This is a genomic window from Staphylococcus auricularis (genome assembly GCF_001500315.1).
Taxonomy (GTDB): domain Bacteria; phylum Bacillota; class Bacilli; order Staphylococcales; family Staphylococcaceae; genus Staphylococcus; species Staphylococcus auricularis.
Genome location: NZ_LLER01000001.1, coordinates 136,350 through 163,139 on the forward strand (window position 1 = coordinate 136,350; position 26,790 = coordinate 163,139).

A 26,790-nucleotide genomic window follows, 5' to 3' on the forward strand; every position below is an offset into this window, starting at 1 on the left:
TAAATTCGTTAAATAAAAATTTAACAAACTTAACGGAGGGTGATTTGATGGAACTTGTAGATAAGTTATCTAATCGTCAATTTATTGATGGTGAATGGGTAGAAAGTTCAAATAAAGAAACGCGTACCATTATAAACCCATACAACCAAGAAAATATCTTCGAGGTTGCTGAAGGTACAGCTGAAGATGCAGAACGTGCTATCTTAGCAGCACGTCGTTCATTTGAAGAAGGCGAATATTCACAACAAATGACTGGTGAAGAACGCGGTAAAAAAGTGCGTGCTGTGGCTGATGCAATTAAAGAACACAGAGAAGAACTCGCACAACTTGAAACATTAGATACTGGTAAAACATATGAAGAATCATTAGGTGATATGGATGATATCCATAATGTGTTCATGTATTTCGCTGGTCTCGCAGATAAAGATGGCGGAGAAATAATTGAGTCACCTATTCCAAATACTGAAAGTAAAGTCGTTAAAGAACCACTTGGTGTTGTAACTCAAATCACACCTTGGAACTATCCTTTACTTCAAGCATCATGGAAAATTGCACCTGCATTAGCTTCAGGTTGCTCATTAGTTATGAAGCCAAGTGAAATCACACCATTAACTACAATCCGCGTATTTGAATTAATGGAAGAAATTGGTTTCCCTAAAGGTGTTATTAACCTTGTACTTGGTAAAGGTTCAGAAATCGGTGAAGTAATGTCATCTCATAAAGAAGTTGACTTAGTATCATTCACTGGTGGTATTCAAACTGGTAAACACATCATGAAACAAGCGGCAGATCATGTCACTAACGTTGCGTTAGAACTCGGTGGTAAAAACCCTAACGTGATTTTCGATGACGCAGACTTTGATGTCGCAGTAGACCAAGCATTAAACGGTGCTTACTTCCACGCTGGTCAAGTTTGCTCAGCAGGTTCACGTATCATCGTTCATAACAGTATTAAAGATAAATTTGAACAAACATTAATCGACCGTGCTAAAAAAATTAAAGTCGGTAATGGTTTTGATGACGACACTGAAATGGGTCCACTTATTTCAGCAGAACACCGTGAAAAAGTAGAAAACTATATTGACATTGCTAAAGAAGAAGGCGCAACAATCGCTACAGGTGGTAAACGTCCTGATCGTGAAGACTTACAAGACGGTTTCTTCTTTGAACCAACTGTCATCACTGATTGCGATACTTCAATGCGCATCGTTCAAGAAGAAGTATTCGGTCCAGTTGTAACTGTAGAAGGATTCGATACAGAAGAAGAAGCAATCCAACTTGCGAACGATTCAATTTATGGTCTTGCAGGTGCGGTATTCACATCTGATATCGGTAAAGCGCAACGCGTCGCTTCTAAAATGAAAATGGGTACAGTATGGATTAACGACTTCCACCCATACTTCGCTCAAGCACCATGGGGCGGTTACAAACAATCAGGTATTGGTAGAGAATTAGGTAAAGAAGGATTAGAAGAATATCTTAATACTAAACACATTCTCATGAACCAATATCCAGAACCGGTAGACTGGTTTAGTAAATAAGACGTAGAGCAGTAAAGCAAAGATTTAATTTATTGAAACAGGAGGATATAGTGTATGAGTAATGAAGAAACAAATAACAAAACATACGATTATGTCATCATCGGAGGAGGTACTGCAGGTTCAGTATTAGGTAATCGCCTTACTTCAGATAAAAATAACGACGTGCTTATCTTAGAAGCAGGCCGTAGTGACTATCCATGGGATTTACTTATCCAAATGCCAGCCGCATTAATGTTCCCATCAGGTAATCGTTTCTATGACTGGATTTATGAAACAAAAAATGAACCACATATGAACGGCAGAAAAGTTGCCCACGCACGTGGTAAAGTGCTTGGTGGTTCAAGTTCTATCAACGGTATGATTTATCAACGTGGTAACCCAATGGACTATGAAGGTTGGGCAGAACCAGAAGGTATGGAAAACTGGGACTTCGCTCACTGCTTACCATACTTCAAACGTTTAGAAACAACATTCGCAGCCGACAAAGACGACAAATTCCGTGGTTTACATGGTCCCCTTAAATTAAGACGTGGTCCAGCTACAAACCCATTATTCCAAGCATTCTTCGACGCAGCTGTTCAAGCAGGTTACCACAAAACACCTGACGTTAACGGTTTCCGTCAAGAAGGTTTTGGACCATTCGACAGTAACGTCAGCAACGGTCGTCGTGTTTCTGCTTCAAGAGCTTATTTACACCCAGTGATGAGCCGTAAAAACTTAACAGTTAAAACACGTGCATTCGTAACTGAATTACACTTCGATGGTAATAAAGTGACTGGTGTGACATTCAAACGTAACGGTAAATATCACACAGTGAACGCTAAAGAAGTGATCTTATCAGGTGGTGCATTCAATACACCTCAACTATTACAATTATCAGGTATCGGTGATTCAGAACACTTACGTTCAGTAGGTATCGAACCACGTATCCACTTACCAGGTGTAGGTGAAAACTTCGAAGACCACCTTGAAGTTTACGTTCAACACGCTTGTAAACAACCTGTTTCTGAACAACCAAGCTTAGACATCAAAAAAATGCCATTCATCGGCTTAGAATGGATCTTTGCTCGTAAAGGTGCTGCAGCTTCTAACCACTTCGAAGGTGGCGGATTCGTACGTTCAAACGATGAAGTGGATTATCCTAACCTCATGTTCCACTTCTTACCAATTGCAGTTCGTTACGATGGTCAAAAAGCTAATACAGCACACGGTTACCAAGTTCACGTTGGACCAATGTACTCTAACTCTCGCGGTAGCTTGAAAATTAAATCTAAAGACCCATTTGAAAAACCAGAAATCGTGTTCAACTATCTTTCTACAAAAGAAGACGAAAAAGAATGGACAGAAGCAATCAGAGTTGCTCGTAACATCTTATCTCAAAAAGCGTTAGAACCTTATGACGCTGGTGAAATTTCTCCAGGACCTTCTGTTCAAACTGACGAAGAAATCCTTGAATGGGTTAAAAATGATGGTGAAACTGCATTACACCCTTCATGCAGTGCTAAAATGGGACCATCATCAGATCCAATGGCAGTTGTAGATCCTAACTCATTTAAAGTTTATGGCACAGAAAACTTACGTGTTGTAGACGCTTCTGCAATGCCACGTACTACAAATGGTAATATACATGCCCCTGTGATCATGATGGCTGAAAGAGCAGCAGACATGATCTTAGGTAAAAAACAATTAGAACCAGAATACGTTGAATACTACAAACACGGTGTCAACGATGAAAAAGATGGCGCTATCGATTAATTGATAAACCATCATCGTTTAAAATAAATTAAGAGAGGCTATTGAAAGGCTCGTTTAATAACGACTTTCAATAGTCTCTTTTTTGTATACACATGAAAAAGGCACTGATAAAGGGATGGAATCAAACCCTATATCAGTGCTTCGCTTTCATATCAACTTTAGAAATCGTATTGGTTATCTTCTTCTTCTAAAATGTTTTGATGGATTTTAGCCATGCGCAATGTATCTTTCGCAAGTGTATCAAGACGGAAATAGATATCATCGTTCGCAATTTCTTTTCCTGCGAAGTCTTGTTCTTCAATAAATACATACGTTTGCATGATTTGTGCTTTCATATAACCTAGGATCGGTTTTAATTGAAATTCAGGAATTAAATAGTGTTTAGGTGATCCTGCAGTTGCGACGATACCTACAATTTTATCTCTGAGCGCATTGACTGGGAGTAAGTCAAAGACATTTTTTAATGCACCAGGAATAGATGCTTGGAACACTGGGAATCCGATAAAGATGACGTCAGCATTCATCAACGCTTGTGTGAGTTTCAGTGTGTCACCTTCTTGATCCATATAACTGCGTCCATCACTGAATACGAGATCCAACTCACGTAAATCTAATAATGTCACTTCATGTGAATCATCTTCTTTGTGGATTGCTTCTTGTAAAGCATCCATTGCAATGCGGGTTTTACTTCCTACTGGAGAACCGGAAAGTAACACAATATTCAAGGTTATACCTCCTATTTAGATAAATGTTTTTTCACTTCTGGAATGATTTTTTCACCAATTAAGTCAATATTTTTCGTGATTTTATCAAACGGCACGCCACCGAAATCGATTTGTGCCATGAAACGTTGGTGTCCGTATAGTTCATGTTGGTACAAGATTTTTTCAACGATTTGTTGCGGGCTGCCCACCATTAAAGCTTCACGTTCATCTGGGGCATTCGCAAATTGTTGTTTAGGATAACCTACGCCACGAATAAAAGCCATACCTGTATTAATGTGTGGATAGAACTCACGCATTGCTTCTTGTGTCGTATCTGCAGTATAGAAAAGACTCGCCGTAGATACTGGCAACATTTCAGGTGATGTATCGAAGCCGTTATCTTGTGCCGTAGAACGGTAAAGATCGATAGAACGTTTGAAGTTCATCGCTGGTCCACCTAATGTCGTAATCATCATAGGCACGCCGAGACGTCCTGCTTTAATTGCACTAGCTGGAGGACCACCCACTGCGCGCCAGATAGGTAGATTGTCATCGACTGGGCGAGGGAAGATTTTCATGTTGTTTAAATCTGGACGGAAGCGACCAGACCATGTAATGCGATCATTTTCATTTAGTTTTAATAGTAGGTCTAATTTCTCTTCATATAAATCATCGTAATCGTTAAGGTCATAACCGAACAATTCAAATATGCCCGTTCTAGAGGCACGACCAGCCACGAGCTCTGCACGCCCGTTTGAAATTAAATCAATTGTCGCAAAGTCTTCGAAGACTCTGACAGGATCTGCTGCGCTGATGATAGAAGATGCACTAGAAACCTTGATGTTTTCAGTGGCTTGCGCAATCGCACCTAACACAACTGTATGCGCTTGGGTCGTGAAATGTTCTTGGTGACTTTCACCTACCGCAAAGACATTGATGCCAGCTTGATCAGCTAATTTACTCGCTTCAATCAATTCTTGTATGCGCTGTTCGTAGCTGACTTTTTCACCATTATGTGGGTTGAGTAAATGATCTCCGAGAGAGTAAAGACCAAATTCAAGCGGCGTATCTTGATTCATCGTTAATTTTGCCATTTTCTATCCACCTTTTTATAATTCATGTAAGTTTTGTTCGATTTCTTCTCTACGATCTTGCATGAAGTCAGGTAGGTTTAATGTTTTACCTAAATCTTCAATCGGTGTATCTACTGTGAAACCAGGTTCTGCTGTCGCGAATTCAAACATGATTTTGTTTTGGCGATAATATAATGATTTGAAAAAGAATCGATCGATAATGCCAGAATTCTTACGTGGTTCATTTTGAATGCGTTTATAAATCGTATTTAAGTCATCATCTGAAGGTGTGTTCACCGCAATATGATGTACATAACCACGACCAGGTCTCACGTGTTCACCTTGTTGTTCAACAACGACAAAGTCTGTGTAAAGTCCATCGTCATCTAAGGTATAGACAGTAACTTCATCGAAATCACGTTGATGATACTCTAAGACATCACGTAAGAAAGAAACCGTTGCCTCTTTATCTCTTACCCGTAATTCGACCGGTCCTAATCCTAAGATCTGATATGATTCTGGGATATCCGTATAACGATTGTGACGCCATGCAGTCGGTAACGTATGATCACCGTTGACGACGAGCACAATTTCTAAGTCATCGATGTCCTTGAATAATAAGGCTGCTTGACCGAGATAACGCATGCGTTCAGTTTTCACTTCGGCATCTTGAAGGCGTTGCTCGAAAAATGTAAGAGCCTCTTCGGAAGGAACGAGTAGAGATAGACGATAAATGGAATTTGTACCAGGGTGATTTCGTCCGATATTTGGCAGTTCGAAAAAGCTGAGTAACGTACCTGGCGTACCGATTTCATCACCGAAAAAGAGATGGTACATGGATGGATCGTCTTGGTTTACAGATTTTTCTACTAAACGTAAACCGAGGACATTTGTGTAAAAATCTTTATTGGCTTTAGCATCTTTTGTGTACATTGAAATGTGATGGTGTCCGATAATATGACTCATTGTCGTTTCCTCCCTTTTTTCTAAGATAATAAAGTATAACATTCAAAAAAGATAGTTTTTAACTTACAGGGGCACATTTGAACGTTTAGAGCGAAATGGTTGTGCCGTTATAACAGGTCGTATTGAAGCGGTATGATAGTGCTTATGTTCAAAATTTAACTTTGTATCATAATATATAATGATATTTTTTTACATAAATCAATTAAAATGCATTTATTGATAGTTGATTATGATATTATAGAGTTGACTGTCTATGATATTATAGAGTTGACTGTCTATTAAATAGAAAATATGAACGAAATGAGAGATAGAAATGAAGAAAAACTATATTATGGTAATGACAAGCTTTCTATTATTTATCGTAACAGGATTATCTACCATTAATGAAAGTCAAAAAGAAGAAACGGTAGATGTCACTGCAGTAGGGGATAATTTAATTCATCCAGCCGTTTACAGAGATGCTGAGGAAGCGGATGGTTCCTTCAACTTTAAACCGATGTACAAACCAATCAAAGATGATATTAAACAAGCGGACCTCGCTTATGTCAATCAGGAGTCACCACTTGGAGGAGACGACAGACCATACTCTGGCTTTAAACGTTTTAACACCCCGAGTGATGTGGCGGGAGATCTTGTTGATACAGGCTTCAACCTAGTGAACGGTTCAAATAACCACGCATTAGACCAAGGTTCAAAAGGGTTAGAACATGAAGTTGATGTATGGAAAACATTTAAAAACCGCGTATTATTTACTGGGAAATATCAATCTCAATCTCAACGTGACCGCATTCCTGTGAAAAAAGTGAATGGCATGAAAGTATCGATGTTGAGCTATACGTATGGGACAAACGGTTTGAAGTCGAAACATGACTACAGCATCAATTACTTGGATAAAAAGCTCATGAAACACGATATTCAACGTGCGAAGAAGAAAAGTGATGCGGTAATTGTATCTGTACATTGGGGCAAAGAAGGCAGTCATAAACCGACGCGCGTTCAAAAAGATTATGCGAAGTTCTTGGCGAAACAAAATGTAGATGTCGTCATTGGGACACATCCTCACGTCATTCAACCTGTTAAATGGGTGAAAGGAGAAGACGGTCATCGTACATTGGTTGCGTATTCATTAGGTAATTTTCTTAACGCGCAAATGACAGGTACCGAAAGTAATGAACTCGGCGGTAACTTATCATTCACACTTAAAGAAAAAGGAAATCAAGTTACTGTGAAAAACGTCGAATGGAAATCACTTGTAAATCATTTTGAACGCAAAGACGTGCGTTATCCGATGAAACGCACAGACTTTAAAGTGATACCGCTCGATGATTATACGGATGATATGATACAAAGACATGGTTTACAAGGCTTCCCAGGATACGATATGAGTCGAGATCGATTCGAACAGATCACCAGAGATACAATAGATGCTAAATATCTTAATGATGAAAGCATGTAATATCATAAAAAGAGAGCGGGGTGGAAATCCATGATTGTGGAAGATTTCTACTCCGCTCTTCAGGTATAAATATTGGGAATCAGGAAAGGGTATACTTTGAAATCGCTCGTGCTATCTGCGAGCGATTTCTACGTTTTAAGGCGATGATTTATTGAACAATATCTCACCTTGTCAGCCACTTTCTTCGGTGGTATGTTCTCTACATTTACGCTATCACGAATGCACAGTTTTGTGTGAATCAATGCGCAAATGGCAGTTTTGAATGCTTAACTGTTAAAATATATTTTAAAAATCCTACCAAAATGATAAAAATTATTTACAGTGTAACTAAAACAATGTGAGTGCCGCGCACGAGGCCGATGAAAGACGTTTATTTTAAAGAAAATAGGATTGACTAATTCATACAGAGAGGCTAAACTATGTATAAATCCGATTAAAATAATAAGAATAGAGGTAGTGCTATGAAGAAATTAATTTATGGTTTATTTGTTACACTGTTAGCGGTGGTTTTAACTGCATGCGGTAACGATGATTCTGACAAAGATGCAGCAAATAAATCTGAAAGTTCAAGCGATGACAAAACACTCGTCGTTGGAACTGAAGGGACATATGCACCGTTTACTTTCCATAACAAAGATGATGAGTTAACGGGGTATGATATCGACGTGACAAACGCGGTAGCCAAAGAGATTGGTTACAAAGTTGAATATAAAGAAACACAATGGGACTCTATGTTTGCAGGGTTAGATGCAGGTCGTTTTGACATGATCGCTAACCAAGTAGGGATCAATAAAGAACGCCAAGAAAAATATAAATTCTCTGATCCTTACACATATTCAAACGCAGTACTTGTAGTCAGCGAAGATAATAACGACATTAAATCATTCGATGACGTGAAAGGTAAAAAGTTAGCCCAAACGTTTACATCTAATTACGGTCAAATGGCGAAAGATAAAGGTGCAGATGTAACGAAAGTTGATGGTTTTAACCAAGCGATGGACTTAATTTTATCTAACCGTGTTGATGGTACGTTTAATGACAACGTGTCTTACTTGGATTATAAAAAACAAAAACCAAGTGCTAAGATCAAAGCCATCGAAGGTGACGAAGAACAAAGCCAATCTGCGTTTATCTTCACTAAAAAAGAAGATGACAAGAAAATAGAAGATATCAATAAAGCATTGAAAAAATTAAAAGATAATGGTGAATTAACTAAAATAAGTAAGAAATGGTTTGATGATGATGTTTCTGAGCCTAAATAGTGAACAACAACATGCGCTAGATGCCGCAAAGCAAGCCTTCTTACCGATGTTAGAAGGTCTCGTTAAATACTCAATCCCCATCACGCTCATCACATTTGTGTTGGGGTTGATTATTGCATTATTTACAGCATTGATGCGCATTTCAACCAGTCGTGTACTTAGCGGAATCGCCCGGGTGTATACTTCGATTATTCGAGGTACGCCACTCATCGTTCAACTGTTCATTATCTTCTATGGTATTCCAGAATTAGGCCGTTTGATTACGAATGATTCAAGTGTGCAATGGACGTTAGCACCGGTCGTCGCAGCGATTATTGGTCTGTCATTCAACGTCGGCGCCTATGCGTCAGAAATTATCCGTGGAGGGATATTGTCTATACCTGATGGACAAACCGAAGCGGCTTACTCTATAGGTATGAACTATCGACAAACGGTTCAACGTATTGTGTTACCTCAAGCTATCCGTGTTTCGGTACCAGCGCTTGGGAACACATTTTTAAGTTTGATCAAAGATACATCACTATTAGGATTTATCCTTGTTGCTGAAATGTTTAGAAAGGCTCAAGAGGTTGCCTCAACCACATATGAGTACTTAACGATCTATGTGCTTGTCGCAATCCTATACTGGGTCGTATGCTTTATCATTTCAATCATCCAAGGCTTTTATGAATCTTATCTTGAAAGAGGTTATCGTTCATGATTGAATTACACAATATCAAGAAACAATTCGGCGACAAAACCGTCATTAAAGGCATTGATTTAACGGTAGATCAAGGTGAAGTCGTGACGTTAATCGGTCGTTCAGGTTCGGGGAAAACGACGCTATTACGCATGATGAATGCCCTTGAATTACCGACAGAAGGTACGGTTTATGTAAATGGCCAGACATATACGAACGATGATAAAAAATCTCAAATTCGTGTGCGTAAAGAGTCAGGCATGGTATTCCAAAGCTATAATCTCTTTCCACATAAAACTGCGCTTGAAAACGTGATTGAAGGTTTGGTCACTGTTAAGAAAATGAATAAAAAAGATGCGAAAAATCGAGGACTCGAGCTGCTAGAAAAAGTAGGACTGACTGCAGTCAAAGATCAGCACCCCGCCGCGTTATCTGGTGGTCAACAACAACGTGTCGCAATCGCAAGAGCTTTAGCGATGAATCCGAAAGTCATGTTGTTTGATGAGCCTACATCTGCATTAGACCCTGAATTAGTAAACGAAGTATTTAAAGTGATTAAAGAACTTGCTGAGGAAGGCATGACCATGGTCATCGTGACCCATGAAATGCGTTTCGCAAGGGAAGTCTCAAACAAGACCGTGTTTATTCATGAAGGTGTGATTGGAGAACAAGGAGATCCAGAGAAATTGTTCAATCATCCAGAGAGCCCAGAACTCCAACGCTTTTTAAATATGATACGTGAAGATGCCTAATATCTTAGTTGAATGACCTCTAAAGATCTAAGTGATATGAAAATAGTTCTTTAGAGGTTTTTTGTATGCTTTTCTAAATGGATTGGCGTTCGTTCGATAAGTATTTATTTACTGATACATAAATTCCTATTGCACCGATGACTAAAATGACTAGGGTATACATACTCATACCGAAAACATTTAAGAACGTTCCTAACAAAATGCCGAAGCGGGCGAGGAGTTCTGCGAGACTGTAACCTAAATTACCGAGCGCAGAATAAGAACCTCTCAAACGTTCGGGAATCATCTTGTATCGTTTCTCTTGGATGACTGGAGAAAAGATAATTTCACCACTCGCAGCAATCATCATTGCGAGGATTAGAAACCAAAATGAATTAAGATATGTTAAATTGACATAACCTAAGATATAAAAGATTAAGCCGAATAAGAAAAAGTATTTTTCACTGAAAACATGATACCCTTTATGGATAATATAAGAGAGTAACACGATGGTTAATGTATTCGTAATCATGATGACTGAAAACATTTTAACGCCATCAATAGGTATGGATAAGAACGATATTTCTTGGAAGTTCTGTTGTAACCTTAAAGCGACATAAGAAGACATGGATAATTCTGCTGACATAATCAAACTGGTGGAGACTAGTAAGATCATGTATTGCTTATCTTTGAATACCTTGGCATAGTTGGTAAAAAGCGTTTTACTATTGTGGCGCGATTTTTGTGCTTTCTTTGTATCTTTAGGTAACCAAATTTTAAGTGATAGAAAGACGAGAAAGAATATGGCGGCTGCGACTAATAAGATGATGGATTTATTTGAATGATAAAGATAACCACATAAAAACATGCCCACTGCTATCGCAATGTTGTCCAACCAATAACCAAATTTGAAGACATAGTTTTCGACCTCTGGCGTGACGGCATCCATGACAATCGCATCCATCGCTGGAAATTGAAGGCCAAAGAAGATGACAAATATCGTATAAGCGATGCAAAAATAAACGATATATTTCGGTCCGTCGACTAGGGTGAACGCCATTGCGAGTAACATCAATGACATAAAGAACTGATAGGTTAAGATGATTTTACGTTTCGCAAAGGTATCGATGATATAACCGCCATAGAGATCGAGAGGAATGGTAGTTAAGACTAATAGCGATAAAAAGAGACCCGTAAACTGTGCGCTGATCATCTCAGTTAAATAGAGTGCGATAAAGGGAAGAAACGCCGTTGTAATCATTTGTTGAAAGAAACCCGCAATCAGACTGACCTTTAATGTAGGATTTAATAGATTAAATTTAGACATAAGCGGTTTCTCCTTCAATGTGGGCTGAAATGCTATATTTAAGTAGTTGAATCAGGGTGGTAAACTGAATGATCACATGATTATAATGAGCGTACCAAAGTTTAAACCGTTCTTCTATCTAACGGCCGATATACGGCGATATACATACAAATAGCACCGATTAAGATGATACACGTCATATAAATGCTCATGTCGAATACACTTAAAAACGTACCTAGCAAGATACCGAAACGTGAAATCAGTTCAGAGAAATGAAAGCCTAACGAACCAAAAGCAGAATATGATCCGCGCATATCTTCTGGAATGAGCTTATATTGTTTTTCTTGATAGATCGGAGAATAAATGATTTCTCCACTCGTCGCAAGCAGCATAGCGATGAGTAACAATGAGAATGAATTTAAATAGGTTAAACTGACATAACCAATGAGATAGAGTGCAAATCCTATGATAAGGAAATGTTTTTCTTTAAAGTATTTATTTCCTTGCAATATCACATAAGAGAACAATACGACGCTGATGGTGTTCGTGACCATGAGAATTGAAAACATTTTGACGCCATCAATGTGAAAAGTAAATAGAGAAAAGCTTTCAAATGTACGTTCCAATCTTAGTGCGACGTAAGAAGACATGGATAATTCCGCAGATAATAACAAACTGAAAGCGAACATTAACAGTATGTACGTTTTATCTTTAATGACTTTGCCATAGTTTGAAAAGATATCTTTAATATTGTAGGATGATGCCATTTTTATGTGCGTCGTTTGTGGAATCCATTTCAATAAGGCTATAAATACGAGAAAGAAAGTAAGTGCAGCAATAAATAACATTAAAGCTTTATTCGACTGATAAAAGGCAGTTCCAAGCAGCATTCCGATAGCCGTTGCTGTATTATTTAGCCAATAACCAAATTTAAAAATGAACTTTTCAACGTCTGGTGTAACCGCATCCATGACAATGGCATCCATCTCTGGATGTTCTAGACTATTCAGGATAGTAAAGAAAACATATGCGATACAAAAATAAACGAGATACTCAGCCGGTTGGAGTAGTGCCATCGCCATACAAAATAACGCTACCGCCATGCCCAATTGATAAGTGAGTACGAGATGCCGCTTTGAAAAGTGATCCACAATATGACCACTAACCAATGAGATAGGCAATGTAATAATTACGAGAACGGATAAAAAGATACCCGAGAATCGCGCATTCACCATGTCTGAAAGATACAAAGCGATAAAAGGAAGAAATGCTGTTGTGATAATGCTCTGGAAAAAAGAAGAAATCAGACTGACTTTTAAAGTAACATTCATCGAGTTAAATTTCTGAATCATCGCATCGCTCCTGACAAGTGAATTCTACAATTTTGTATATTCTGAAAATTAAGGTATTAATATTATATAACCATAAAAGGTGTAGCTTTTCAATATTATTTTTATGATGATTGAGAAGGGATAGCGAGATATTTTAAACAAAATAAAAAAACTGCCGACAAAGCTTGACCTTGCCGACAGTTGAATACATTTAATTTAAATTGAATTGCTCATGCGATGGACGCATTAGAATAACATTTGGTCGCTACCGTGAGTTTCGCCAAGTGCTTCTTGAGCAAGTACGTTAAGATAGTTCCAAGGACGGTCGAAATCTGGTTGGAAGAAGAAGTCAGCCATAGCAAGTTGTTCTAATGTCCAACCTGCAGAGATTGCAACTGAGATTGTGTTGATAGATTCAACTAAGTCTTCTTTAGACATGATTTGACCACCTAAGATACGGTGACTATCTTTATCGTAAACCACTTTCATGTGAACTTTTGTTTCGTCTTGCATGAATTTAGGTCTTACAAGTTCTTCAACATAAGTTGCACCTAAATTACCGTCGTATACGGGTGCTTCAGTTTCGTGTAAACCAGTTTGACCGAAGTTGTAGTCAAATAGGCGTAAACCAGAAGTACCAGATACGCGTGGCATTTCCATTTCGCTACCAGTCATGTTTTTCGCAGCTACAACACCTTGACGACGAGAGTTAGTAGCAAGTGCGATATAACGTTCTTCTTCAACTGGTGCGTAAGGGATTAATGTTGCGTCACCACCAGCGTAGATGTCTTCAACAGAAGTTTGTTGTTTTCTGTCGATTTTAATCATGCCGAGGTCGTTTAATTCAACTTTATCAGCTAACCATTCAGTTGAAGGTTTAACACCGATTGCGAAGAGTACTGTGTCTGCTTCGTATTCGTTTTTATCTGTAACAATTTTAGTTACGTCACCGTTTTCGCCTTCTACTTTTTTAACCATTTCGCCACCAACGAAGTCTAAGCCATGTTCTTTGGCGTTATCTTCTAAGATTGAAGTGAATTCTTCATCTAAATAAGTTGGTAAAATACGATCCGTTACGTCGATGATTTTAGTATCAGCACCTGCTTTAGTGAATGCTTCAGCAGCTTCGATACCAATGTAGCCACCACCAACTACGACAACTTTTTTCGCTTCAGATAAACGGTCTTTAATTTTACCTGCCCAGTCACGGCCACGCATGAAGAAGATATTGTTGTATTCATCAAGACCTTCAACAGGTGGTACGTTAGGTACGCCACCAGGACTTAAGAAGAGTTTATCGTAAGACTCTGTATATTGTTCACCATTGTGGTCAACAGTTACAGTTTTATTGTCACTATCTAAATCAACAACTTCTGATTCAGTGTGTACGTTAACACCTTGTTTTTCGTAAGATGCTTCGTTTGCATAATGAAGAGAATCTAATGAAGGTGATACATCTTCTAAATAGCTTTGAATACCACATGATAGGAATGAAGGTTTGTCACCTTTTTCGAATAAATGAATTTCAGCTTCTTTGTCATCTTTTAAAACTGTTTGAATTACTTCGAAACCAGCATGTGAACTTCCGACTACTACATATTTCATAATATTGATAACCTCCTCGTTGTTTCTTGAAAGATTTATATTAAATGTCTTTAACTTTGCCGTTACTTATATTGTTTATCACAAAATAATAATTCTAATCATGGGAAACGTTTTCTTATGAGAAATGTCACAAAATATTCATAAAAACCATGTTTGAAATGATTAAAGTTTATTCTCAAATACGCCATAACTGTTCGACGACTTGCAGTGGGATAAACAATTTCGCTGCATGTTCTAGTTTAACAACTCAGAACCCGTGATAGCAAATCTATGAATCGGAAAATAAACTTGATACAATAAAAGTGAAAGAATGATAATTAACAGTTAGCAAATGAGAATAGCAGGGATGTTATTGAGAAAGGGGGATGACAATTTGCTAAAAAAATGGATGCGCTTGGTCGCAATATGCATACTTATGGTTACGATGGTGAGTACAGATACATATGCAGCATCAAATCCAGTCGATGATGCTAACAAGGTCGCTGAACAACCGATATCAGAACAATTTCAACCAAAATCAGTGATGATTGCAAGTCAGACGGGACAGGTTTTGTATGATTATCACCCAAATGAAGAGACTGATCCTGCTTCATTAACTAAGGTCATGACGATGTACCTTACGTTAGACGCGATGAAACGTGGTGATATCAAAGGGTCAGATGAAATTAAAATTACACAGGAATATCAGAAGATGACAGAATTACCTAATCTATCGGCCAGTCCGTTAAAAGTGGGCGAATCTTATACTGTAGACCAATTTTTAGACCAAATTACACTAAAATCAAGTAACGCTGCTACATTGATCCTCGCAGATAAAATTTCTGGTGATAGTTCTAAGTTTACAGACCAAATGAATGAAAAAGCGAAAAAATTAGGCATGACGCACACACATTTTACAAATCCAACAGGAGCAGACACGAAATTATTAGAGGAATTTGCACCCAAAGCTTATAAAGATGAAGGTAAAACGACCTCCACTGCACGTGATATGAATAAACTTATGTATCACATTATTAAAACCCATCCCAACGTACTTCAATATAGTAAGAAAACGTCTGCGAAACAACATGGTGAAGTGTTAACACCTAAAAATACTTCATTGAAAGGCCAAGAAAACGAACTAAGAGGGGCAGATGGTTTAAAAACAGGTACGAGCGACGATGGATATAACTTAGCATTAACGGCAAAACGCGATGGACTTAGATTAAATGAGACGATCTTAAATGTTCAACCGTATCCAGATCAAGCTGCTGAAAATGCACGCCACTTGATCGCAAATGCGTTGATGGAACAACAGTTTCAAGATTATGAGTATAAAAAAGTGTTAAGCAAAGGTGAACATAAAATCAATGATCACCGTTATAATGTGAAAGCAGATTTATATGACGTCGTGCCTAAAGATATGGATCAAGTGAAATTTAAAGTAAATGATAATGATGAAATCTATGTAGACTATCCTAGACAATTTATAAAAGGGACACATGCGCCCAAGGTAAAGGCTGACAAAGAAAACGCCTTTACCTCATTTTTTAAAGATCTATTTGAATAATGTGGCTGGGAGTACTCATGCCCCATTTTTATATGTTAATCGGTCGATAGTGCTACGTATTCACTGCCAAAAATAAAATTTTAGAAAATTTTTAAAATACGGTTGACGTTTGCAATCGCTAAATGCTAGGCTTATAACAATTCAATAAAAAGTAACAACTCTTATCAAGAGAGGTGGAGGGATGTGCCCGATGAAGCCCAGCAACCGTCATTATATGAAAAGGTGCTAAATCACATGTGGTTAAGAGAGAAAATAAGGTTCAATCTATTTTAGATTGATGTACTTGTCCAATCATTATTTAACCCTGAAGATGAGAGAAAGGCTCAGAACTTTCTCTACATCGATAGAGGAAGTTCTTTTTTTGAATACATCAAGCTTTAGAAATGAGGTTATTGTGTATGAAAAAGAGTCTATTATTCATAGGTGTCGTGATTTTCAGTATTGTATTAACTGCTTGTGGTAAAGCGGATTCTGAAGACAAAAATATTACGGTCGCAGCTTCACCAACGCCACATGGTGAGATACTGAAACATGTCCAAGATGAAATGAAAGATAAAGGGTACACATTAGAAATTAAGGAAGTCAATGACTACAAAGTACCTAATAAATTACTCGATAAAGATGATGTGGATGCGAATTTCTTCCAGCACACACCTTACTTAAAAGAAGAGAAAAAATCCCATCACTATCAAATTGAAGAAGTTGGTAAAGTGTTTACGACACCTATGGGCGTTTACAGTAAGAAACATAAAAATCTTAAAGAGCTCCCAGATGGTGCGAAAATTTATGTATCAAACAATCCTGCTGAAGAAGGTCGTTTCTTATCATTTTTCGTAAATGAAGGGCTCATTAAATTAAAAGATGGGGTTAAACCAGAAAATGCGAAATTTGAGGACATTGCAGAGAACAAAAAACATTTAGAGTTCAATCACCAACAAGGCGCTGAATTTTTACCGAAAACGTACAACAACAATGAAGGTGACGCAGTGATTATGAACTCAAATTATGCGATAGATAACGGATTGACACCGCATAAAGATGCGATTGCTGTAGAAGATGAATCCTCACCGTTTGCGAATATTTTAGCCGTTAAAGAAGGACATAAAGATGATGAAAAATTCCAAACACTGATTAAATTATTGCAATCAGAAGATACCAAACAATTTATTAGAGATGAATTTGATAAAGATGTCATTCCGTATGAAGGAAAATAATTCGGGATGACCATAAAGAATTTTATTTTCAACTAGAGCTTCATTGAATACGGCATACTACGGGCTTGTGAATCTTGCAAAACAGGGTCATGAGTCCTTTTTGTTTTAGCCAAAATATAATAATGGACATTATTATTAGCAACTTACAAATAGTTGTATTTATCTGGCTATTAGTTTATAATTCTTATCATATAAGTAAGAATTAAACAGATGGCAAAAGACATGAAACATGTCAGAAATTAAGGAAACTGGAGATTTGCTATGAATACATATGACTTAATCGGGCATACGCCACTGGTATTATTAACGTCATTTAGCGATGAAAATGTACAAATCTATGCCAAGTTAGAACAATTTAATCCAGGTGGAAGTGTCAAAGATCGTTTGGGTAAATTTTTAATAGAACAAGCGATGGAAGATGACGCGTTAAAACCCGGTGGCACCATTGTTGAAGCAACGGCAGGAAACACTGGTATTGGTTTAACGCTCGCGGCAAATAGACAAAACATCAAAACGGTTATTTTTGCACCTGAAGGCTTTTCTGAAGAGAAGATTGACATCATGAAAGCACTCGGTGCGACGGTTTATCGTACGGCGCAATCAGAGGGGATGACTGGTGCACAACAAGCTGCAAAAGCTTATGCTACAGAACATGATGCCTTTTATACACAACAATTTGAGACAGCCTACAATCCGCAAGCATATGTGCATACACTCGGACCAGAGTTAACCGATGCATTAGACCACATTGATTACTTTGTGGCTGGTGTCGGTTCAGGTGGTACGTTTACAGGGGTTGCGCAACATCTCCAAAACTTTGATGTCAAGAATATTATTGTTGAACCAGAAGGCTCGATATTGAATGGTGGACCGCAACATGATCATGATATTGAAGGCATTGGTTCAGAAAAATGGCCGACATTTTTACCTAAAGCGCTCGTTGACGGTATTAAGACAGTGAGCGACAAAGCAGCTTTTGACAATGTAAAGCGGTTGGCAAAGCGAGAAGGATTACTCGTAGGTAGTTCTTCAGGAGCTGCATTACAAGGTGCGCTCGAGTTGAAGAATGAAATTACAAAAGGTGTTATCGTCACTATTTTTCCAGATGGTAGTGATCGATATATGTCTCAACGTATTTTTAACTATGAGGAGGAATAATATGAATAAAAAAACACGCATTATCCATGGAGGTCATACAACAGATGAAGATACAGGTGCAGTGACTACACCGATTTACCAAACAAGCACCTTTTTACAAGATGATATTGGTGATTTAAGAAAAGGTTATGAATACTCCCGTTCTGGGAATCCAACCCGTCACGCGCTAGAAGATTTAATCGCTGATTTAGAATATGGACAACATGGTTTCGCTTTTGGTTCAGGCATGGCAGCGATTAGTGCTGTGATCATGTTACTTGATGAAGGCGATCATTTAATCATCAACTCTGACGTCTACGGTGGAACATATCGTGCGTTAACCCAAGTCTTTAATCGCTTTGGTATCGAAGCGGATTTCGTTGATACGACAGATGTAGATCAAATTGAATCTTATATTAAAGATAAAACAAAAATGTTATACATTGAGACTCCATCTAATCCATTATTACAAGTGACAGATATTAAAAAAGTGGCTGATATTGCTGCACAACATGATTTGATCTCAGTGGTTGATAATACATTTATGACACCTTATTTCCAAAATCCACTTAAACTCGGTGCAGATATCGTGTTACATTCTGCAACGAAATATATCGGAGGACATAGTGACGTTGTTGCTGGACTTGTTGCCACAAACGATGATGACATCGCAGAACAATTAGGATTCATTCAAAATTCTACTGGTGGGGTACTTGGACCACAAGATAGTTATTTATTGATTAGAGGAATTAAAACACTCGGTTTACGTATGGAACAAATTCAACGTAATGCACAAGCGCTCGTTGAGTTATTACAACAACATGGCGCGGTGGAACACGTTTATCATCCTAGTATAGAAAGCCATAAAAATAGTGACGTTCACGCACAACAAGCAGATGGTCATACAGGTGTTGTTTCATTTGTCGTTGCAGATACAGAAGCTGCGAAAAAAGTCATTTCAAATACACAGTATTTCACATTAGCCGAAAGTTTAGGTGCAGTAGAAAGTTTAATTTCAGTACCTGCACTGATGACACATGCCTCTATTCCACAACAAGTTAGAGAAGAACAAGGCATTGCAGATGGATTAATTCGTCTGTCAGTAGGTATTGAAGATACAGATGACTTAGTTGCTGATTTACAACATGCGCTAGATCAACTTCAATAATTCGGACCAATTTAAAAATGCAGTTTTCAAGAGTCGGAATTTCTATGATATAGGGATTTCGGCTTAATTTTTTTGCTATCTATTTTTCCAAAAGATGCAGGAGACCGTTAATATTTTAAAAAATTAATCGATATGTGTGACTACTTTGTAGAAAAATATTTTTATATCTGGGATGTTCAATCTTTTCCATTTTAAGTTTCAGTATCATTTAAATACATAGATTTATGCATTAATATTTATTATTAGTTAAAAATATACGTTAATAATGTTAGTTTGGATTCATTTTAAAGAATAAAAACAGTAAAAAAATGAACATACATCTTTATTGTGCAAGGGAAGGAGTTATAGTACGATTTTGAGTGATACAGCAGAAATGTTGTATATTTATAATTTAATAATGGAGGGAAGACTTGGATGAGCAAGCGAAATCAAAAGTCATCAAAGAGACGTCTCGATTTCTTACCTAACCGTCAGAATAAGTATTCGATACGTAAATTTACGGTCGGTACAGCTTCTATCTTAATCGGTACATTGCTAATCTTTGGTTCGCATCAAGAAGTTGAAGCGGCAGAAACTGAAGAACAAACGCAAGCCGTCGATGCATCGAATGAAGATGAAGCAGAATCAGTAGACACAGACGCAGCAACCGATTCCCCTGAAGTTGATGCATCAGCCCCAACTGAACCATCTCTTGAAGCTGCTACAGATACAGATGAGAATGAACCAGACGTTTCGAAAGACACAACACCATCATTCCAAGCACCATCTGATGAAGTGACAACATCAGATCAAGCAACGGAGCAACCAGAAAGTGAAGGGAACGTAAACGAAGAGACAGAACAACCTACAGAAGCAACACCTAACGATCAAGAGGAGAAACAAGCAGCATCTGAAGCATCAGATATGCACGTTGAAGATGTCGTGCAACATCATGAGCAAGCTGTTGAAGATGTACAAGCGGATTCAAATGATCAAAGTGAACCCGTACCTTCTAAATATGAACAACAAGAAGACCAACCAAAAGCTTCAGTTGATTTATCTCAAGAAGATGTAAACCCAATCCCTAAAGCTGACACTCATGTTGTAGTACCGGTTACGCAACCCGTTGAAGCACTTGAAGTAAAAGCACAAGTTGAGACTTCAACAGTGGAACAAGCAGACGATGTTTTTAAACCTAAACATGCAGTTACACCTGCAGAAAATGATGATGTGACGAATGTTCAAACTGCAGATCTAAATGATTTATCGCCTTCAGAAGTGTCGGCGGTATTGAAAGATTTAGCGAATGAACAAGAACAAAGTAAAGTGAAAGCTGTAGCACCTCAAATACTTTCAAGAGCTGTTAGAGAACCTAACGCTACTAATGGTAATCATCGAGTGGACACGATGAAACGTGCTGAAGTCAACGATTTCCAAAGCTTTGTAAACGCGTTAAATGATAAGCGTGTACAAACGATTGTATTAAACCAAGATATTACTGCACGTAGCAACACACGTTTGAAAGACGGTGTGGGACGTTATATCGTAGTAGAAGGTAACAATCATACAATTAACACAGGTCGATATTTCGTTGAGGCTTTACCTAACTCTGGCGTTTTGATATTACATTTAAAAATGCGAATATTCAAACAAATCATGATAAAGGTCTCATTTATTTCAACCGTTCAAAACATGATAATCAAGAACTTACTTTTGAAAATGTCACACATACAGGCCATAGCTTGGTAAATGGTAAAAGCAATGTGGATGTGAATTTAGTTGGACACTTCACTACGATAAGTAACGATAATCATGCATCTCGTTCAAATATTACTGCAAAGTCGATTATTGTCAGTGATGATGCAGTGATTAAAGGCCAACGTACAGGTTTAGGAAATGTGTTTGAGGTAGATAAATACGGTGAATTCCTCACTGGTTCTAACGCAAACATTAGTGTCGATGTTTCACCAGTTGATGCATTTAAACATACAAATGGACATACGGCATTTAAATTAAATCAAGGTGCTAGAGTGATATTTGGTAATCATTCAAATGTTCAAATTACTGGTCAAAATATCTTCAGTTTCAGTGATCATGGAAGATTGCAAACTGGTCAAGGTTCACTCATTCGTGTGACGCAAAAAGGTAACGGTAACATTGTTGATATGGGTAGAAATAGTGCGTTTGTTGTAGGACAACGATCACAATTTTTGGCTACTTCTGATGAACATCGTACACCTGGCAGCAATTACGAAGAAAACAATCTCATCGGTTTAGATGGCAATTCTGAAATCATCATCGAAGAATCCGCGAAACTTGTATTGGATGCCAAAAACCACCAGTGGAACACGAAAACAAAATCGCAATATGGGTATTATAATGATTTAGTGAATATTAATGCGAAAGGTCAAGAAACAGCGTTATTACATGTAAAAGATAACGCTACACTCGATTTACGCACGGATAATAGAAACTATTATGCTGAAGTCATTTCTATTCCGTTGTCTGGTAATCATCCAGATCGTAAATTTATCTTTGACCATGCGTATTACGTGAACCTACAGAAAATGAACATCGTCGTAAGCGGTGAAAGTGTTAAACCAGTAGGTAAAAAACCAAACTTAATCTTCATGTCGCCGAAATCACCAGGACATTTCCAATGGAACGGTTCATACATTGTGAAAATGTGGAACCCAACGCATCTGAGTGATCCAGATCAACATGCTGACGCTGATAATGTGTGGGGGAATGTCGTAGATTTAAGAGCAGAACAAGAAGGCTTTAATACAGGTATACCAACATACAACCGAGAACAATCTACAAACTTAAGTAACCAAGGTAAAGCATTATCTCAACTGAACTTAAACTATGCCCAACGACTTGTATTAATCAGTAATCAGTCTGAACATCCAGAAGCGGTTAATCCAGACAACACAGAACATTTTGTTGAAATTCATGATGAGTACAATCCGACATATAACGAAGCAGCAACAAAACCTGGACAGCCTGTTGATTTACCAGTTGTATTCGTTGAAGAGGAAAGAGCATCTCGTGCTGCTACCCTGCCTGAAGGTACGGTTTTCGAGATTGTACGAGATAAAGTACCACCAGGTTGGAATGCCTCTGTTAAACCGAACGGGACATTACAAGTTATTCCGCCAGCAGATGCAATCCCAGGTACTACAGCCGTTATACCAGTGAAAGTGACATTTCCAGATGGTACCGTCACTTACACATCAGGTAAAGTTGTCGTTTTACCAACGGATGCGCATTTAAATCATCCAACTTATGGAGGTAAAGAAACGAAACCAGGTGTACCGGTTGATGTACCACAGACAAGTGAATCACCTATGCCAGATGGGACAGTATATGAAGTACCAAGTTTAAGTATTCCTGAAGGTTGGATGGTAACGGTTAAACCAGACGGGACATTAGTTGTTACTCCACCTGCAGACGCTGAACCAGGCACAACAATCAATATTCCTGTTAATGTCACTTATCCGGATAAATCAGTAGATTATACTGCTGCAAAAGTAACGGTTATTCCGAATGATGCGCATAATAATAATCCAGGATATGAAGAAGGTTCGACAAAACCAGGACAATCAGTGACAGTACCACAAACTGGGGATACTGAATTACCACCTGGGACTACATTTGAAGTGCCAAATGGAAGTGTACCTTCAGGTTATACAGTAACGGTAGATCCGAATGGCAATGTGACAGTAACGCCACCATCGGACGCAACACCAGGAACGTCAGTAGATATTCCAGTTAAGGTGACTTATCCAGATGGCTCAGTAGATAATACGAAGGTGAAAGTGACGGTTATTCCGAACGACGCACAAAGTAATGAACCTGGATATAACGAAGGATCGACAAAACCAGGACAACCAGTGACTGTACCACAAACTGGAGATGAAACTTTACCGCCAGGAACAACATTCGAAGTGCCAGAAGGCAGTATTCCATCAGGTTATACAGTAACGGTAGATCCGAAGGGTAATGTGACAGTAACGCCACCAACTGACGCGACACCAGGAACGTCTGTAGATATACCAGTTAAGGTAACATATCCAGATGGATCAACAGAGGAAGTACCAGTCAAAGTAGTTATTATACCGAATGACGCGCAAAGCAATATCCCTGGATATAGCGAAGGATCGACGAAACCTGGCCAACCGGTGACAGTGCCACAAACTGGAGATGAGACATTACCACCAGGAACAACATTCGAAGTAACTGAAGGCAATATTCCATCAGGTTACACAGTAACCGTAGATCCAAATGGCAATGTGACGGTGACACCACCAGCGGATGCGACGCCGGGTACGTCAGTGGATATTCCAGTTAAAGTGACATATCCAGATGGATCAACAGAGGAAGTACCAGTCAAAGTAGGTATTATACCGAATGACGCGCAAAGCAATGATCCGGGTTACGGAGATGTTTCGACGAAACCAGGCCAACCAGTAACGGTGCCACAAACTGGAGATGAAACATTACCGCCAGGCACAGCATTCGAAGTGCCAGAAGGCAGCGTTCCACCAGGCTATACAGTAACGGTAGATCCGAATGGCAATGTGACAGTAACACCACCAGTGGATGCGACGCCGGGTACATCTGTGGATATACCAGTTAAGGTTACTTATCCAGATGGTTCGACAGAGGAAGTACCAGTCAAAGTAGGTATTATACCGAATGACGCGCAAAGCAATGAACCAGGTTACGGAGATGTTTCGACGAAACCAGGCCAGCCAGTGACAGTGCCACAAACTGGAGATGAGACATTACCGCCAGGAACAACATTTGAAGTACCGAATGGAAGCGTACCAACTGGATATACAGTAACGGTAGACCCAAATGGCAATGTGACGGTGACACCACCAGCGGATGCGACACCAGGAACGTCAGTGGATATTCCAGTTAAAGTGACATATCCAGATGGATCAACAGAGGAAGTACCAGTCAAAGTAGGTATTATACCGAATGACGCGCAAAGCAATGATCCGGGTTACGGAGATGTTTCGACGAAACCGGGCCAACCGGTGACAGTACCGCAAACTGGAGATGAAACATTACCGCCAGGAACAACATTTGAAGTGCCAGAAGGCAGTATTCCAGCAGGTTATACAGTAACGGTAGATCCGAATGGCAATGTGACGGTGACGCCACCAACTGACGCGACACCAGGCACATCAGTGGATATACCAGTTAAAGTAACGTATCCAGATGGGTCAGTAGATAATACGAAGGTGAAAGTGACGGTTATTCCGAACGACGCGCAAAGTAATAATCCAGGATATACCGAAGGATCGACAAAACCAGGTCAACCAGTGACTGTACCACAAGTTGGAGATACTGAATTACCGCCAGGTACTACATTTGAAGTGCCAGAAGGTAATATTCCAGCAGGTTATACAGTAACGGTAGATCCGAATGGCAGTGTGACGGTGACACCACCAACTGATGCGACACCAGGAACATCAGTAGATATCCCAGTTAAGGTAACGTATCCAGATGGATCCACAGAAGAAGTACCAGTCAAAGTAGGTATTGTACCGAATGATGCGCAAAGCAATGACCCAGGCTACGGAGACGTTTCGACGAAACCAGGTTAACCGGTGACGGTACCACAAACTGGAGACGAAACATTACCACCAGGTACAACATTCGAAGTTCCAAATGGCAGTGTACCACCAGGTTATACAGTAACCATAGCTCCAAACGGTAATGTGACAGTGACGCCACCAGCGGACGCAACACCAGGAACATCAGTAGATATCCCAGTTAAGGTAACGTATCCAGATGGATCCACAGAAGAAGTACCAGTCAAAGTAGGTATTGTGCCGAATGACGCGCAAAGCAATGATCCGGGTTACGGAGACGTTTCGACGAAACCAGGCCAACCAGTAACGGTACCACAAATTGGAGACGAGACATTACCGCCAGGAATAACATTCGAAGTTCCAAATGGCAGTGTACCACCAGGCTATATAGTAACCGTAGATCCAAATGGTAATGTGACAGTAACACCACCAATGGATGCGCCACCAGGAACATCTGTGGATATACCAGTTAAGGTAACGTATCCAGATGGATCAGTAGATAATACGAAAGTCAAAGTGACGGTTATTCCGAATGACGCGCAAAGTAATGAACCTGGATATAATGAAGGCTCGACAAAACCAGGCCAACCGGTGACGGTACCGCAAACCGGAGATGAAACATTATCGCCAGGCACAACATTTGAAGTGCCAGAAGGCAGTATCCCATCAGGTTATACAGTAACGGTGGATCCGAATGGTAATGTGTCAGTAATGCCACCAACGGACGCAATACCAGGCACATCAGTAGATATACCAGTAAAAGTGAAATATCCAGATGGTTCGGTAGACGATACAAAAGTGAAAGTGACAATCACTCCGAACGATGCCCAAAGTAACGATCCGGGTTACGGAGACGTTTCGACGAAACCAGGCCAACCAGTAACGGTACCACAAACTGGAGACGAAACATTACCGCCTGGAACAACATTTGAAGTACCGAATGGAAGCGTACCAACTGGATATACAGTAACGGTAGACCCAAATGGCAATGTGACGGTGACGCCACCAGCGGATGCGACGCCTGGTACATCTGTGGACATTCCAGTTAAGGTAACATATCCGGATGGCTCAGTAGATAATACGAAAGTCAAAGTGACGGTAATCCCGAATGACGCGCAAAGCAATGATCCGGGTTACGGAGATGTTTCAACGAAACCAGGCCAACCAGTTACAGTGCCCCAAGTTGGAGATACTGACTTACCACCAGGTACAACATTCGAAGTGCCAGAAGGTAATATTCCACCAGGCTATACAGTAACGGTAGAGCCGAATGGTAATGTGACGGTGACGCCACCAGTAGATGCGCCACCAGGAACATCAGTAGATATACCAGTTAAGGTAACGTATCCAGATGGATCTACAGAGGAAGTGCCAGTTAAAGTAACGATAGATACTCCAGACCCAGGCAACGCACCAGATAAAGGTGAAACACCGGATAACGGAATGACGCCAGATCCAGGCAAAGAACCAGACAAAGGTGAAACACCAGATAATGGTATGACGCCAGATCCAAACAAAGTTCCGGATAAAGGTGAAACACCGGATAATGGAATAACACCAGCCCCAGGCAAGGAACCGGATAAAGGTGAGACACCAGACAATGGCATGACGCCAGACCCAGGCAAAGAGCCAGATAAAGATGAAACACCAGATAACGGCATGACACCAGATCCAGGCAACGAACCGGACAAAGGTGGAACACCAGATGATGGCATGACGCCAGAT

19 protein-coding genes and 1 riboswitch are annotated in these 26,790 nt (G+C 39.3%); of the genes, 13 read left to right on the forward strand and 6 right to left on the reverse strand.

The genetic code is table 11. From position 1 onward, the window contains the following. Positions 1-47 precede the first annotated feature (47 nt). A complete protein-coding gene (gene betB / locus APS80_RS00550) occupies positions 48-1,541 on the forward strand; it encodes a betaine-aldehyde dehydrogenase (protein WP_059106335.1) in 1,494 nt (497 codons plus the stop codon). Positions 1,542-1,595: 54 nt separating this feature from the next. Then, positions 1,596-3,296 (forward strand): choline dehydrogenase, encoded by a 1,701-nt coding sequence (gene betA / locus APS80_RS00555; protein WP_059106336.1) that lies wholly within the window; start codon positions 1,596-1,598, stop codon positions 3,294-3,296. A gap of 158 nt (positions 3,297-3,454) precedes the next feature. Here betA and APS80_RS00560 read toward each other — a convergent pair whose 3' ends face one another. Genes APS80_RS00560 through APS80_RS00570 form a run of 3 tightly spaced genes read right to left on the reverse strand, consistent with a single transcriptional unit; the run spans position 3,455 to position 6,039 of the window. Next, positions 3,455-4,021, reverse strand: coding sequence for an NADPH-dependent FMN reductase (locus tag APS80_RS00560; protein WP_059106337.1), 567 nt, complete (start codon positions 4,019-4,021; stop codon positions 3,455-3,457). 11 nt (positions 4,022-4,032) lie between these two features. Next, on the reverse strand, positions 4,033-5,094 hold the full coding sequence (locus APS80_RS00565; protein WP_059106338.1) for an LLM class flavin-dependent oxidoreductase: 1,062 nt from the start codon (positions 5,092-5,094) through the stop codon (positions 4,033-4,035). 15 nt (positions 5,095-5,109) lie between these two features. Next, positions 5,110-6,039, reverse strand: coding sequence for a VOC family protein (locus APS80_RS00570; RefSeq protein ID WP_059106339.1), 930 nt, complete (start codon positions 6,037-6,039; stop codon positions 5,110-5,112). Positions 6,040-6,352: 313 nt separating this feature from the next. Here APS80_RS00570 and APS80_RS00575 point away from each other — a divergent pair, with 313 nt between their 5' ends. The 4 genes from APS80_RS00575 (at position 6,353) to APS80_RS00590 (ending at position 10,188) form a co-directional block, all read left to right on the forward strand. Continuing rightward, complete coding sequence (locus APS80_RS00575; protein WP_059106340.1) at positions 6,353-7,495, forward strand: CapA family protein; 1,143 nt, start codon at positions 6,353-6,355, stop codon at positions 7,493-7,495. 461 nt (positions 7,496-7,956) lie between these two features. Continuing rightward, entirely contained in the window at positions 7,957-8,757 is an 801-nt protein-coding gene (locus APS80_RS00580) for a transporter substrate-binding domain-containing protein (RefSeq protein ID WP_059106341.1), read from the forward strand. Then, a complete protein-coding gene (locus APS80_RS00585; RefSeq protein ID WP_059106355.1) occupies positions 8,738-9,457 on the forward strand; it encodes an amino acid ABC transporter permease in 720 nt (239 codons plus the stop codon). Before APS80_RS00580 ends, APS80_RS00585 begins: the two co-directional genes overlap by 20 nt. Next, entirely contained in the window at positions 9,454-10,188 is a 735-nt protein-coding gene (locus APS80_RS00590) for an amino acid ABC transporter ATP-binding protein (protein WP_059106342.1), read from the forward strand. Before APS80_RS00585 ends, APS80_RS00590 begins: the two co-directional genes overlap by 4 nt. A 73-nt stretch (positions 10,189-10,261) precedes the next feature. Here the strand turns inward: APS80_RS00590 and APS80_RS00595 are convergent, their stop codons facing one another. The 3 genes from APS80_RS00595 to APS80_RS00605 form a co-directional block, all read right to left on the reverse strand. Continuing rightward, complete coding sequence (locus APS80_RS00595; protein ID WP_059106343.1) at positions 10,262-11,494, reverse strand: MFS transporter; 1,233 nt, start codon at positions 11,492-11,494, stop codon at positions 10,262-10,264. 101 nt (positions 11,495-11,595) lie between these two features. Beyond that, positions 11,596-12,825, reverse strand: coding sequence for an MFS transporter (locus tag APS80_RS00600; protein WP_059106344.1), 1,230 nt, complete (start codon positions 12,823-12,825; stop codon positions 11,596-11,598). A 225-nt stretch (positions 12,826-13,050) separates the two neighbouring features. Beyond that, a complete protein-coding gene (locus APS80_RS00605; protein ID WP_059106345.1) occupies positions 13,051-14,409 on the reverse strand; it encodes an FAD-dependent oxidoreductase in 1,359 nt (452 codons plus the stop codon). A 373-nt stretch (positions 14,410-14,782) separates the two neighbouring features. Between APS80_RS00605 and pbp4 the strand changes: the two genes are divergently transcribed. The 7 genes from pbp4 to APS80_RS00640 all read left to right on the forward strand — a co-directional run. Next, complete coding sequence (gene pbp4, locus APS80_RS00610; RefSeq protein WP_059106346.1) at positions 14,783-15,958, forward strand: penicillin-binding protein PBP4; 1,176 nt, start codon at positions 14,783-14,785, stop codon at positions 15,956-15,958. A gap of 158 nt (positions 15,959-16,116) precedes the next feature. Beyond that, positions 16,117-16,205: riboswitch (SAM riboswitch) on the forward strand. 151 nt (positions 16,206-16,356) lie between these two features. After that, positions 16,357-17,172, forward strand: coding sequence for a MetQ/NlpA family ABC transporter substrate-binding protein (locus tag APS80_RS00615; protein ID WP_059106347.1), 816 nt, complete (start codon positions 16,357-16,359; stop codon positions 17,170-17,172). Positions 17,173-17,433: 261 nt separating this feature from the next. Then, positions 17,434-18,330 (forward strand): PLP-dependent cysteine synthase family protein, encoded by an 897-nt coding sequence (locus APS80_RS00620; RefSeq protein ID WP_059106348.1) that lies wholly within the window; start codon positions 17,434-17,436, stop codon positions 18,328-18,330. 1 nt (position 18,331) lies between these two features. Next, positions 18,332-19,477: a bifunctional cystathionine gamma-lyase/homocysteine desulfhydrase gene (locus tag APS80_RS00625; RefSeq protein WP_059106349.1), complete on the forward strand. Its 1,146-nt coding sequence runs from the start codon at positions 18,332-18,334 to the stop codon at positions 19,475-19,477. 414 nt (positions 19,478-19,891) lie between these two features. Beyond that, on the forward strand, positions 19,892-21,205 hold the full coding sequence (locus APS80_RS00630; protein WP_059106350.1) for a YSIRK-type signal peptide-containing protein: 1,314 nt from the start codon (positions 19,892-19,894) through the stop codon (positions 21,203-21,205). Continuing rightward, positions 21,199-25,077, forward strand: a complete 3,879-nt coding sequence (locus tag APS80_RS00635) for a YPDG domain-containing protein (RefSeq protein WP_111724830.1) — start codon at positions 21,199-21,201, stop codon at positions 25,075-25,077. The genes APS80_RS00630 and APS80_RS00635 overlap by 7 nt, the downstream gene beginning before the upstream one ends. Positions 25,078-25,080: 3 nt before the next feature. Continuing rightward, the coding region (locus tag APS80_RS00640; RefSeq protein ID WP_211259529.1) for a YPDG domain-containing protein at positions 25,081-26,790 on the forward strand (1,710 nt) is incomplete at its 3' end.

What these genes read in the sequence shown, in the direction of transcription:
- APS80_RS00630 (WP_059106350.1), top strand. Translation starts at nt 19,892, where the DNA reads ATGAGCAAGCGAAATCAAAAGTCATCAAAGAGACGTCTCGATTTCTTA.
- APS80_RS00585 (WP_059106355.1), top strand. Translation starts at nt 8,738, where the DNA reads ATGTTTCTGAGCCTAAATAGTGAACAACAACATGCGCTAGATGCCGCA.
- APS80_RS00575 (WP_059106340.1), top strand. Translation starts at nt 6,353, where the DNA reads ATGAAGAAAAACTATATTATGGTAATGACAAGCTTTCTATTATTTATC.
- APS80_RS00590 (WP_059106342.1), top strand. Translation starts at nt 9,454, where the DNA reads ATGATTGAATTACACAATATCAAGAAACAATTCGGCGACAAAACCGTC.
- APS80_RS00565 (WP_059106338.1), bottom strand. Translation starts at nt 5,094, where the DNA reads ATGGCAAAATTAACGATGAATCAAGATACGCCGCTTGAATTTGGTCTT.
- APS80_RS00600 (WP_059106344.1), bottom strand. Translation starts at nt 12,825, where the DNA reads ATGATTCAGAAATTTAACTCGATGAATGTTACTTTAAAAGTCAGTCTG.
- APS80_RS00570 (WP_059106339.1), bottom strand. Translation starts at nt 6,039, where the DNA reads ATGAGTCATATTATCGGACACCATCACATTTCAATGTACACAAAAGAT.
- APS80_RS00580 (WP_059106341.1), top strand. Translation starts at nt 7,957, where the DNA reads ATGAAGAAATTAATTTATGGTTTATTTGTTACACTGTTAGCGGTGGTT.
- APS80_RS00625 (WP_059106349.1), top strand. Translation starts at nt 18,332, where the DNA reads ATGAATAAAAAAACACGCATTATCCATGGAGGTCATACAACAGATGAA.
- betB (WP_059106335.1), top strand. Translation starts at nt 48, where the DNA reads ATGGAACTTGTAGATAAGTTATCTAATCGTCAATTTATTGATGGTGAA.
- APS80_RS00605 (WP_059106345.1), bottom strand. Translation starts at nt 14,409, where the DNA reads ATGAAATATGTAGTAGTCGGAAGTTCACATGCTGGTTTCGAAGTAATT.
- APS80_RS00620 (WP_059106348.1), top strand. Translation starts at nt 17,434, where the DNA reads ATGAATACATATGACTTAATCGGGCATACGCCACTGGTATTATTAACG.
- APS80_RS00615 (WP_059106347.1), top strand. Translation starts at nt 16,357, where the DNA reads ATGAAAAAGAGTCTATTATTCATAGGTGTCGTGATTTTCAGTATTGTA.
- betA (WP_059106336.1), top strand. Translation starts at nt 1,596, where the DNA reads ATGAGTAATGAAGAAACAAATAACAAAACATACGATTATGTCATCATC.
- APS80_RS00595 (WP_059106343.1), bottom strand. Translation starts at nt 11,494, where the DNA reads ATGTCTAAATTTAATCTATTAAATCCTACATTAAAGGTCAGTCTGATT.